This window comes from Microvirga lupini, from assembly GCF_014191055.1.
GTDB classification, from domain to species: domain Bacteria; phylum Pseudomonadota; class Alphaproteobacteria; order Rhizobiales; family Beijerinckiaceae; genus Microvirga; species Microvirga lupini_A.
In genome coordinates, this window is record NZ_JACHWB010000011.1 from 92,467 (window position 1) to 103,733 (window position 11,267).

Genomic DNA, 11,267 nt, shown 5'->3' on the forward strand with positions numbered 1-11,267 from the left:
CGGATCGGGTCTCACTCGGCTGCGGAACGCTCACGTCTCCGCACCTTGGTTCTCGCCGCGTTGGCTTGAGCTTGCGCTTTGAGGGCTTCCGTCTCGGCAACAGTCTTTCGTAGCTCTTCTTCGACCCGGCGATACTTTTCATCCATCTCCCGTTGATGCTCGGCCTCCATGGCGGGTTCGGCGATATCGGTGATGCCGATAGGATCGAAAAAGCTCATCACCGCCATGCCGGCTGCCTCAGACTTGTGCTTCTCACGCGTCCTCTCGACATCATCGAGGGCCGCCATGGCGCCGGGACCAACAGTCGCCGCATCGAGCGGGGGAGTGGCGGGAGAGGATGCTGTCTGGTTGCAGGCTGCCAGAAAGGGAAGCACCGCTAGAAAACCAAAGGAGGCAAGGCGCTGGATTGCCATTCGCGGATTCCTGAAAAGCGCCATTTAGTTAACATAGACTCAGTTCCTGATGCCCTCTCCAAACCGGGGGGAAGGTGACGGTCGGTCATGAAAACTCACACCAATCAGGACCAATCCACACAGGCGCGGATGTCTTATGCATCTGAGGTCATGCGCTTGGCCGGCGTCGAGAATGTCCGGATCGAGAAGGCTTTCGCGCAGGTTCCTCGCGAGGCTTTTCTGCCGCCTCCGCCCTGGACGATGATCAGCATGGGGATCGCAACGCAGACCAGCCAGGTCTCCGATATCTACAGCAACGTCCTTGTGGCCATCGACCGGAAGCGAGGCATCAACAACGGCGAGCCTGCGCTCCACGCCGCGTGGATCGATACCCTCAACCCGCAACCGGGCGAGACCGTCATTCATGTTGGAGCAGGGACAGGCTACTACACAGCCATCCTATCGCAACTCGTTGAGGCTGACGGCCATGTGGAGGCCTTCGAGTATGAGGCTGATCTGGCGGTGCAGGCCCGGCAAAACTTGCAGGACTATTCGAACGTGACGGTCCATGCGGAATCGGCCTTCGGCCGCGTGCTGCCGAAGGCCGACGTCGTGTATGTGAACGCAGGGGTCGTGGCTCCGGATGTCGAGTGGCTGCGGGCGCTTAATCCCGGCGGTCGTCTAATCTTTCCGTGGCAGCCGCATAAAGGCTGGGGGCCTGCGGTTCTAGTGCGGCGTTCAGGAAAGGTTTTGAGTGCACAACCGCTCATGAATGTGGGCTTCATCTCCTGCAGCGGAGCGAAGGAAAGCGTCTCGGTGAGGAACCTGCCGACGGAAGCCGATCTTGCGGCGGTTCGCTCCATTTGGGTCAAGGGCGACCGGGCGCCGGATGCGAGCGCGGTGGCTGTCTACGAGGATGTATGGTTCTCGTCGGAAGACCCTGGCTTTTAAACACACGCCGTTGCAAGGGGCCCGCCTTTGTCGGCCAAGGTTCTCACGTCAGAGGAATCCCGTCCCAAAAATGTTGCGGCCAAGCAACACCCTCAAACCTTCAACATCTTGCCTCCCTTGGCCCAAGCTCCGCCGCGATGCCGCCATAAACCGGGAGCACCTCATGAAGCTGACTAAAGTGCTTCTAAACCAAGGCTTTACAGCAAGGCACCCTGGCGCAAATCCAGGTTAAGGCTGCTGAAACGATCCTTCCGAAGGGTCATTGCACGGGTGGCGCGGCACATGGCAGATCACGGGAGTTCCAAAGCCTTGAATCTCCTCGTGAGAACCGGGTGAAGAAGAGTGCGGACCATGGATGCGCGCCTGATCGACAAGTCGAAGCTGCCGAGCCGTCACGTGACGGTGGGGCCTGCTCGCGCGCCGCATCGCTCCTACCTCTACGCCATGGGCCTGACCAAAGAGCAGATCGCCCAGCCGCTGGTCGGCGTCGCCACCTGCTGGAACGAGGCCGCTCCCTGCAACATCTCCCTCATGCGCCAGGCCCAGGCGGTGAAGAAGGGCGTGGCGGCCGCCAACGGCACCCCGCGCGAATTCTGCACCATCACGGTCACCGACGGCATCGCCATGGGCCACCAGGGCATGAAGGCGTCGCTCCCGTCCCGCGAGGTGATCGCGGATTCGGTCGAGCTGACCATGCGGGGCCATTCCTACGATGCGCTCGTCGGTATGGCAGGCTGCGACAAGTCCTTGCCGGGCATGATGATGGCGATGGTGCGTCTCAACGTGCCGTCGATCTTCATCTATGGCGGCTCGATTCTTCCGGGCTCCTTCCGCGGGCGGCAGGTGACAGTGCAGGATCTCTTCGAAGCGGTGGGCAAGTACTCCGTCGGTGAGATGTCCGACGAAGATCTGACTGAGCTGGAGCAGGTGGCCTGCCCGTCGGCCGGTGCCTGCGGGGCGCAGTTCACCGCCAACACCATGGCGACGGTTTCCGAGGCCATCGGTCTCGCGCTGCCGTATTCGGCCGGCGCTCCGGCTCCTTATGAGATTCGCGACCGGTTCTGCGCCGCGGCAGGCGAGCAGATCATGGACCTGATCGCCAGAAACATCCGCCCGCGCGATATCGTGACCCGCAAGTCCCTGGAGAATGCGGCCGTTGTCGTGGCGGCCTCCGGCGGCTCGACCAACGCGGCCCTGCACCTGCCGGCCATAGCCCATGAGGCGGGAATCAAGTTCGACCTGTTCGACGTGGCCGAGATCTTCAAGCGCACGCCCTATATCGCGGACCTGAAGCCCGGTGGCCGCTATGTGGCCAAGGACCTGTTCGAGGTCGGCGGCATCCCGCTTCTGATGAAGACGCTGCTCGACCACGGCTTCATGCACGGCGACTGCATGACGGTCACTGGCCGCACCATGGCCGAGAACCTCGCGTCCGTGAAATGGAACGACGAGCAGGACGTGGTCTATCCGGCCAACAATCCGATCACGCCCACCGGTGGCGTGGTTGGCCTCAAGGGCAATCTCGCTCCCGAGGGCGCCATCGTGAAGGTGGCCGGCATGGCCCCCGAGAAGCAGACTTTCCGGGGCCCGGCTCGCTGCTTCGACGGCGAGGAGGCGTGCTTCGAGGCCGTGTCCAAGCGCGAGTACAAAGAGGGCGAGGTTCTGGTGATCCGCTACGAGGGGCCGCGCGGCGGACCCGGCATGCGCGAGATGCTCTCGACGACCGCGGCGCTCTACGGCCAGGGCATGGGCGACAAGGTCGCGCTCATCACCGATGGCCGTTTCTCGGGCGCGACCCGCGGCTTCTGCATCGGCCATGTGGGCCCCGAGGCCGCCACTGGCGGACCCATCGGGCTCATCAGGGACGGCGACATCATCGCCATCGATGCCATCAACGGCACCATTGACGTGGAACTCTCGGACGAGGAACTCGCTCAACGTCGGGCCGAATGGAAACCACGCGAGACGAGCGCCACCTCGGGCTATCTCTGGAAATACGCACAAACCGTTGGTCCCGCACGGGATGGGGCAGTCACCCATCCGGGCGGAGCCGCAGAAAAAGAAACCTATGCGGACGTCTAATCTCATCCTGGCCACATTGGGGGTGGCTTTCCTTGGCGCCGGCTCAGCGTTCGCGCTCGATGCCGCCCCGCGTCCGCAACCGCTCACGCCTGCGCTCTCTCCGGCGCTGGCGCCCGCCACCAAATACGGCTCCGTGCGCGATGCCCTGCGCAGCGGCATGCGCACCTATAATGCTGGCGACAAGATCGGAGCGGTTGACGCGCTCGAGTATGCTGCCGGCCAGGGTCATTCGCTCGCGCTGTGGAAGCTCGGACGCATGTATGCCGACGGCGACGGCGTGGAGCACGATGACCTGAAGGCGTTCGAGTACTTCTCGAAGCTCGCCGATCAGCATGCGGATGAGAGCCCGGACTCGCCGAACGCTGCCGCCGTCTCCAGCGCCTTCGTGGCGCTTGGCAGCTATTTCCTGGACGGTATTCAGGGCACCTACGTTGCGGCCAACCCGACGCGCGCCGTCGAGATGTTCAGCTACGCGGCGTCCTATTTCAGCGACTCCAACGCGCAGTACAACCTCGCACGTCTCTACCTGGAAGGCACCGGCGTCCGGAAAGACGCCCGCCATGCGGCTCGCTGGTTCAACCTGGCGGCCGAGAAGGGCCATACGGCCTCTCAGGCGCTCCTCGGCCATCTCCTGATGACCGGACAGGGCGTCCCGCGCCAGCGTGCCAAGGGGCTGATGTGGCTGACGCTCGCCCGCGAGGCCTCGACAGACGCTGCCAAGGATCAGTGGATCGTCGACCTGTACCAGGATGCCTTCACGGCCTCCGACGAGAGCGACCGCAAGCTCGCGCTCGCTCTGCTTGAGCAGTATATCCAGGCGCGGCGGTAGAGCGAACGGCCTGAAATTGTGTCGTCATGGCCGGGCTCGTCCCGGCCATCTCGATTCTCTGAGGCTCGGCAATCTTTCAATCGAGATCACCGGTATAAGACCGGTGATGACGTAAGAGATTTTTCGACGATCACTCGATGTCGAGATCGACGATCACCGGCACGTGATCGGAGGGCTTGTCCCAGCCGCGCACTTCCTTGCGGATCGAGGTTGTTCTCAGCTTATCCTGCGCCTGGGATGAGAGCAGCAGGTGGTCGATGCGGATGCCGTTGTTCCGCTGGAACGCGCCCGCCTGATAATCCCAGAACGAATAAAGCCCAGGCTGGTCGCTGCAAGCGCGCACCGCGTCGACGAAGCCGAGGTTGATGAGTTCGCGGAACTTCGCTCGGCTTTCCGGCTGGAACAGGGCATCGTTTGCCCAAGCCGCCGGGTCGTAGGCATCCTCGGGCTCCGGAATCACGTTGTAATCGCCGCACAGGACCAGCGGTTCCTCAAGCGACAGCAGACTGCGGGCATGGGCGCGCAGGCGGTCCATCCAGGCGAGCTTGTAGTCGAACTTCGGCGTGCCGATGGGATTGCCGTTCGGCAGGTAGATGGAGGCGACCCGCACGGCCCCCATGGAGGTGGAAATCACGCCCTCCAGGTAGCGGGCCTGCTCGTCGCTCTCGTCGCCCGGCAGGCCGCGGCGGACATCCTCGAGGATGCGCTTGGACAGGATGGCGACGCCGTTATAAGCCTTCTGGCCATGGGTGAAGACGTTGTAGCCCAGAGCCTCGACCTCAGCTCGCGGAAAAGCCTCGTTCACGCATTTCAGCTCCTGCAGACAGACGACATCCGGATCAGCGCTCTTCACGAAGGTCGCGAGGTGGCCCAGCCGCTGCTTGATGGAGTTCACATTCCAGGTGGCGATCCGCATTCCGGCACTCCCGTTTTCCTGTCGCCTGTGCTTCATCGGATTTTCGTCCTCTGCTGGCAAGCTGGAACTTGGCCATCGTTCCCACGGTTGCACCGCATGCACGAATCTTGCTTGACCTTCATCGGCAGCGACTGCGAGCGCCTCACGCTGGGTGAGGTGCTTCTATCCTACAAAAGGTCCGCCCATGCCTCAGGTTGAGATCCACGGTTACGCCATCGTGTCTGACAACGACTGCATTGCCGATGCATCGGGTCACACCCCGGAAATGCTGCGCAACGAGGCGGATTGGGCCTACTTTCAGGCGGAGCTCAACAAATCCGCCGTAACCGTGCTCGGACGTCTCGGCCATGAGGCCAATCCAAATCCCAAACGCCGCCTGCGGCTCATTCTGTCGTCCTCATCTCCCGGCCTAGAGCGGAGGGCTGACGGGTGGTGGTGGGATCCTGCAAAGGTGCCTTGGGACACGGCGATCCGCACGGTCCTGCCGGAGGGCGGCCGGATTGCCGTGCCCGGCGGACGTCAGGTCTTCGATCTCTTTCTTGAGCTTGGCTACAATGCATTCCATCTGACCCGGGCGGAAGGAACCCATGTGCCGGATGGTATTCCGGTCTTTTCGGGATGCCAGACCGGGAGGAGTGCCGAGGCGATCCTGTCGGAGCGGGGATTGGTGCCGAGAGAGCGTCAGGTCCTGGACCCGGCTGGCAAGGTCACCCTGGCAATTTGGCGACCATCCTCCGGAAACTCCTGACAGCGCCTGGAGTTGATGCTCGACAGCACCTCGAAAGGAGGAGCCAATGCGTCATTTCGCTCTCTCGACTGCCCTGATCGCAGGCTGCCTGATCACAGGAGCCGCATGGGCGCAAGGTTCCTCCGGAAGTTCCAGCAGCAGCGGAAGCGCCGGCGGTTCGTCTTCGGCTGCATCGCCGTCCACCGGCTCATCCTCAGGAGCCGCCGCACAGCCAAGCAGCTCGCCCCTCCGCCCTCCTGGGCAGGGTGCTACCGGAAACACGGGTGTCAGGGATACGCCTGACACACTGACCGGAAACGGCACGAACCAAGGCACCGGCGCAACCGGGAACGCGACCACAGGGCGTCCTGGATCACCTCCCGGCAACGAAGCGAGCACAGGTGGAGCCGCTACCAGCGCCGCCCGCTCCTCGACCGACCCCAACACCACCGGAGGCGTGGGAGGGGTCAACCGGCTGCAACCAGGGGAGCACTCGGCGGTCGGTCCGTCTGCCCGTGAGGAGGAACTGCTCCGCAAAGGCGAGGAACTGGAGCAGAAGGCCCGGGAGGGCGTCTGCTCCAATTGTGGGGCTCAGCGCTAGGCTGCTTCGTTCATAGCCGGATAGTCCGTGTAGCCCTCGGTACCGCCGCCATAGAACGTGGCGCGGTTCGGCTCGTTGAGCGGAGCATTGAGGCGAAAGCGCTCGACGAGGTCCGGGTTTGCGATGAAGAGGCGCCCAAAGGCCACGAGATCGGCCCGCCCGCTGGACACCGCCCCGGCCGCCATCTCGCGGTCATAGCCGTTATTGGCGATGTAGGCGCCGCGGAAGGAGCGGCGCAGAGCTGCGTAGTCCACATCGACCGCGTTCCTGTCGCCCTGAGTGGCACCCTCGATCATATGAATATAGGCGAGCCCAAGCTTGTCGAGCCGCTCGACCACATGGCTGAACAGGGCCTGAGGGTTTGAATCCAGTGCGTCGTTGACCTTTGCGGGCGAGAGGCGAATGCCGACGCGTCCTTTGTCCCAAACCTTCAGCACGGCCTCGGCCGCCTCAATGGTCAGGCGAGCACGGTTCTCGATGGAGCCGCCATAGGCATCCGTGCGGTGATTGGAGCCATCCTTCATGAACTGGTCGAGCAGGTAGCCGTTGGCCGCGTGAATCTCGACGCCGTCGAACCCGGCCTCCTTGGCATTGCGGGCTGCCTTCTCGTAGTCGCGCAGAATGCCTGGAATCTCGGAGAGTTCGAGCGCACGGGGCTCGGAGACATCCACAAAGCCGCTCTCCAGGAATGTCTTGGTTTGAGCCCGAAGTGCCGTGGGCGCCACTGGTGCAGCACCGCTCGGCAGGAGCGAGGTATGGGACACGCGGCCCACATGCCAGAGCTGAATGAAGATCCGGCCTCCAGCCTTGTGGACCGCATCCGTCACCTTGCGCCAATGCGCGACCTGCTCGGGAGTGTAAATGCCGGGCGTGCGCAGATAACCCTGTCCCTGGTGGGAAATCTGCGATCCTTCCGAGATCAGGAGGCCGGCGCTCGCACGTTGGGTGTAGTAAGTTGCGGTGATGTCGCGCGCAACGTCACCCTCCGCAGCCCGGTTGCGGGTGAGGGGAGCCATCACCAAGCGGTTCGGCAGGGTCAGGCTGCCCAGAGTGAAGGGCTCGAACAGTGCATTGGCATCAGCGCTCATAGAAAACCTCGTTTTATCCTGTGGAATTGTCCGAAGCACAGGCTGTCACGAGATAAGAGGCCATCCGTCGGTTGCAACGGAAGGCTGCCATGCAAAAAGCGGATGTCTCAGGCTGGCGCGCTGGCTCTATCGAGTTCTGTGATATCGGCTTCATCGATGTGTAATTTAGTTGCCTTTATGATGTCGTGCAACTGCTCCACGTTCGTGGCGCTGGCGATGGGGGCGGTGAGTCCAGGGCGAGCCATCAACCAAGCTAGAGCGACCTGGGCCGGTGTCGCATTCTTGCGGGTGGCGACCTCATCCAGAGCCGAGAGGATGCGCTTGCCTCTGTCGTTGAGATAGGCGGCCATGCGGCCGCCCCGCACGCTCTTCCCGAAATCAGCCTCCGACCTGTACTTGCCCGTCAGGAACCCACTGGCGAGGCCGTAATAGGGGATGACGCCGATTTCCTCCTTCCGGCAGAGAGGCTCCAGCTCCGCCTCGTATTCCGAGCGGTCATAGAGATTGTACTTCGGCTGTAGGCTCTCATAGCGCGGAAGGCCATGTTCGGCGCTGATCGTCAGCGCTTCTTGCATCCGCGCTGCGCTGAAGTTTGAGGCCCCGATGTTCCGCACCTTCCCCTCGCGGATCAGGTCGGCATAAGCCTCGAGCGTCTCCTGCTGCGGCGTATCGGGATCATCGCGATGGGACTGATAGAGATCGATGACATCGGTCTGGAGCCGGCGAAGGGAAGCCTCGATTGCGGAACGGATGTAGCTCTTCGACAACCCCTTCCGGTCGGGCGCCATTTCGGAACCCACCTTAGTGGCGATAACGACCCGGTTACGGTTGCCGCGCGCCTTCATCCACTTGCCGATGATGGTCTCCGATTCTCCACCACTGTTACCGGGTGCCCAGGTGGAGTAGACATCCGCCGTGTCGATGAAGTTGAGGCCTGCATCCACGTAAGCGTCGAGAAGCTTGAAGGACATTGCCTCGTCGGCCGTCCATCCGAAAACATTGCCGCCGAGGCAAAGAGGCGAAACCATCAGGTCCGAGCGGCCGAGTCTGCGCTTATTCATCATCATCTCCCTATCCGCAGCCGATGTGGGGCGGATAAGGGCATCGGCAAGGCGTTAAATCAAGGAGGGGCGTCCGACACGATGTTGATACATCGGACGCCTTCTGAACACTCGATCAGGCCGCGGCGCTCAGCGTAATGCCGCGTGCCTCGGCAAAGCTCATGAGCTCAGCTTCGCTGGCGATGCGGTGGCGCTGGTCGATCGTCCAGCCTGTCTCGTCACGCACGACGATGTAACCGCGTGCCTGAAGGCGGGAGACGACCGACTGGATGCCGCTCGATTCCGTGCGCGTCACACCGCGTTCCGCGATGAAGCGCTCGATAGCGGCCTGAGCAGCCTGGGCGAGATCGACCGCATCGGCACGGTTGGCCGGTTTGGCCTTGGCCTTCGCCTGCGCCATGACGCGCGCAGGATCGCGACGGACGGACTTCCAACCGCCCCGCCCGGATGTCTGAGCTGCAGCGTGCTCGTCCTCGACCGCGCGCGCGGCCGCAGGGGCCTCCATGACGACGATCTTCGAAACCGGAGGTGGCGCCGATTGCGGAGCAGGACGGGGAGCCGCATTCTGTGAAACGCCCTGAACAGCGGAGAGCACGATCTTCTTCTCCACCGGTCTCGGCTTTTCGGCCGGCGAGGAAGCTGTGGTTCGAACATTCGCGCGCGCACGCTGTTCGCGCGCTTGGCGCGCTGCCTCCTCGGCTTGCCGTTTGGCTTCAGCCTTCCTAGCTTCAGTCCTCCTGGCTTCCACTTCCTGACGCTGGTCTTCCGCAGCAGCTTTCTTTGCCTCAGCCTCAGCTTGCCTCGTCGCGGCCAGGCGGCGGGATTCAGCCTCGGCCACCCGCTTGACGCGAATAACGAGCCGTTGGTCGATGCGTCCTTTCTCGGCAATGGCCGCGCGAGCCGCCTTGATCATGCCCGCTTCGGTCTCCGCAATCGAGTTCTTCAGGCGCTCGGCCATGACAGTCTCAAGAGACTTGATGGCATGCTCCAAGGCAGCCTGTGGATCGAGCAGCTGAGGCACAACCGAAGCAGCCGCAACATCTCGCACCGGCTTTGCAGACGACCCGGGAACCGGCCGAGGCGATGGTTTGGAGCGAACGGGTGGCTTCGTAGCAGGTGATATGGCCGATGAAGCCTTGGCGACTTTCGGCCGGGCCGACTCGGCAGCCGTGATCTTTGCCAGCTTGGAGAGGTCCCGCACGCCAATCAGCCCAAGATCCTGCATCTTCCAGCGGATCTGTGTCACGCTTCTTCTGAGCTCACCGGCGATCCGCTTGTCCGTCATCGGCGGATCCGCGCAGACGAGCTCACGCAGGCGGGCAACGCTGGCTTCGTCCCAGGACTGATGAGGCTGGACAAGCGTACCGATTAACCTCGCTCGTGCGTAAGTCGCCGGGACAGGCCTTCCCAGTTTTGCAGCGGTGACGGGAACCGGCACTTTGGCTTCCCGATCGCGGCGCAGAATCTCAAGTTCTTCTTCAGTCCAGACCCTGTTCATTGCAGGGCTTCTCCTTTTCTCAGCAAGCTGGGATCCGGCGAGCCTGCATTGCGGACGAAGAGCAAATGCGGGAGGAAAGGAAGATCGCCGGATCGGGCCGGCGACGGGTGACGTCAGACCGGCATCAATGTGGGAAGTCTGCCCTACCGGGCGTCGGCTCTGACGGGCTGACCGCCTGAACATCCCACATAGGGCTTGGTTCAGGTCGCAGCTCATGCATGAAGCAGAGCCTGCCCGCGAAGCAGGGGCTTCGCAAGATGGACCTTTGCGGTCGCTCAAGAGTGTTCGGCTTCAGCATCATGGACGTTCAAATCACGAATGATGAGGTGATGTAGTCGGCTTCCGGAGAAATCTCAATGCACGAATAATGCCGCATGGGAAAGAGCTCGCATCCTCCGGCGCGAAGTTCGCAAAAACCCTGAAAAGGCTTGGATCTCGGCTGCATCGTAAGGATTGCTTAACCATAAATGCACATGCTGATTTCCGTGGTGTTCCAGGGGATTCCACAGAAAGCCTACTAGGGGAAGGCTCATGGCCGACAACGCTCTCGCACAAACAATCAAAGAAAGAATCGAAGCGGTCAAAAAGGTTGTCGCTCTTCTTGCCCAGGCGGGCAGGGGGGATGACCTCCACGATCTGCGCGTGCTCCTCATCAACACGATGGGTCTGCTCAAGCGTGATCCCGGCACGGAAGCTGCCGTTGATGATCTTTATGCGGCGGCTGCGGTGCTCGTGAAGGATGCCTCATCGGGCATTGCACCGTCTGCGCGCTCGCTTCGCATTCTTCTGTCCGCGTCCGATCGCTTCTGCGCGCGTCTCACGGCCGCGGTGGAACGCATCGAGCCGGAGCCGGAGCCACGCTTCAAGGGCCTGGAGGCTGCTTACGCCGTCCAGCTGGAGCGGTTCTCCCTGAATGCCGACCTTGATCCCGTGGGACAGGTGGCCTGAGCTCCATAGACGAGTGCACAAGCGGCCCATCAAGGAACCCTTCCGTGCTGCTGCACGGAAGGGTTTGTCGTTGTTGTGCGCTCCAGACAAGCAAAAACCCTCGAAGGCGGAGCCATTCGAGGGTTTTGTGTATTGGTTGCGGGGACAGGATTTGAACCTGTGACCTTCAGGTTA

At 62.4% G+C, this 11,267-nt stretch carries 11 protein-coding genes; 6 read left to right on the plus strand and 5 right to left on the minus strand.

The genetic code is table 11. The annotated features are described in order from the left end of the window. Positions 1–11: 11 nt before the first annotated feature. A complete protein-coding gene (locus FHR70_RS22870) occupies positions 12–413 on the minus strand; it encodes a hypothetical protein (protein ID WP_183454572.1) in 402 nt (133 codons plus the stop codon). A 129-nt stretch (positions 414–542) separates the two neighbouring features. Between FHR70_RS22870 and FHR70_RS22875 the strand changes: the two genes are divergently transcribed. The 3 genes from FHR70_RS22875 (at position 543) to FHR70_RS22885 (ending at position 4,254) form a co-directional block, all read left to right on the plus strand. After that, a complete protein-coding gene (locus tag FHR70_RS22875) occupies positions 543–1,343 on the plus strand; it encodes a protein-L-isoaspartate O-methyltransferase family protein (RefSeq protein ID WP_246408465.1) in 801 nt (266 codons plus the stop codon). A 351-nt stretch (positions 1,344–1,694) separates the two neighbouring features. Continuing rightward, positions 1,695–3,425, plus strand: a complete 1,731-nt coding sequence (gene ilvD, locus FHR70_RS22880) for a dihydroxy-acid dehydratase (RefSeq protein WP_183454576.1) — start codon at positions 1,695–1,697, stop codon at positions 3,423–3,425. Further along, positions 3,412–4,254 carry a tetratricopeptide repeat protein gene (locus FHR70_RS22885; RefSeq protein ID WP_183454578.1) on the plus strand — a complete coding sequence of 281 codons (843 nt, stop codon included), beginning with the start codon at positions 3,412–3,414 and terminating at the stop codon, positions 4,252–4,254. Before ilvD ends, FHR70_RS22885 begins: the two co-directional genes overlap by 14 nt. A 130-nt stretch (positions 4,255–4,384) precedes the next feature. Here the strand turns inward: FHR70_RS22885 and xth are convergent, their stop codons facing one another. Then, the gene (gene xth, locus FHR70_RS22890) at positions 4,385–5,206 is read right to left on the minus strand and encodes an exodeoxyribonuclease III (RefSeq protein ID WP_425487896.1); all 822 of its coding nucleotides are present in this window, start codon (positions 5,204–5,206) and stop codon (positions 4,385–4,387) included. Between the two features lie 148 nt (positions 5,207–5,354). Between xth and FHR70_RS22895 the strand changes: the two genes are divergently transcribed. Together FHR70_RS22895 and FHR70_RS22900 are read left to right on the plus strand one after the other, a co-directional pair. Beyond that, positions 5,355–5,918 carry a dihydrofolate reductase family protein gene (locus FHR70_RS22895; RefSeq protein WP_183454581.1) on the plus strand — a complete coding sequence of 188 codons (564 nt, stop codon included), beginning with the start codon at positions 5,355–5,357 and terminating at the stop codon, positions 5,916–5,918. A gap of 46 nt (positions 5,919–5,964) precedes the next feature. Next, positions 5,965–6,498, plus strand: coding sequence for a hypothetical protein (locus FHR70_RS22900; RefSeq protein ID WP_183454582.1), 534 nt, complete (start codon positions 5,965–5,967; stop codon positions 6,496–6,498). On the opposite strand, the gene FHR70_RS22905 is transcribed toward FHR70_RS22900, so the two are convergent. The 3 genes from FHR70_RS22905 to FHR70_RS22915 all read right to left on the minus strand — a co-directional run bounded on the left by FHR70_RS22905 (position 6,495) and on the right by FHR70_RS22915 (position 10,145). After that, the gene (locus FHR70_RS22905; RefSeq protein WP_183454583.1) at positions 6,495–7,586 is read right to left on the minus strand and encodes an alkene reductase; all 1,092 of its coding nucleotides are present in this window, start codon (positions 7,584–7,586) and stop codon (positions 6,495–6,497) included. The genes FHR70_RS22900 and FHR70_RS22905 overlap by 4 nt on opposite strands. A 107-nt stretch (positions 7,587–7,693) precedes the next feature. Next, positions 7,694–8,647: an aldo/keto reductase gene (locus FHR70_RS22910; RefSeq protein ID WP_183454584.1), complete on the minus strand. Its 954-nt coding sequence runs from the start codon at positions 8,645–8,647 to the stop codon at positions 7,694–7,696. Between the two features lie 115 nt (positions 8,648–8,762). Further along, on the minus strand, positions 8,763–10,145 hold the full coding sequence (locus tag FHR70_RS22915; RefSeq protein ID WP_183454585.1) for a hypothetical protein: 1,383 nt from the start codon (positions 10,143–10,145) through the stop codon (positions 8,763–8,765). A 531-nt stretch (positions 10,146–10,676) separates the two neighbouring features. Between FHR70_RS22915 and FHR70_RS22920 the strand changes: the two genes are divergently transcribed. Next, positions 10,677–11,093, plus strand: a complete 417-nt coding sequence (locus FHR70_RS22920; protein ID WP_183454586.1) for a hypothetical protein — start codon at positions 10,677–10,679, stop codon at positions 11,091–11,093. The last annotated feature ends 174 nt before the right edge of the window (positions 11,094–11,267 follow it).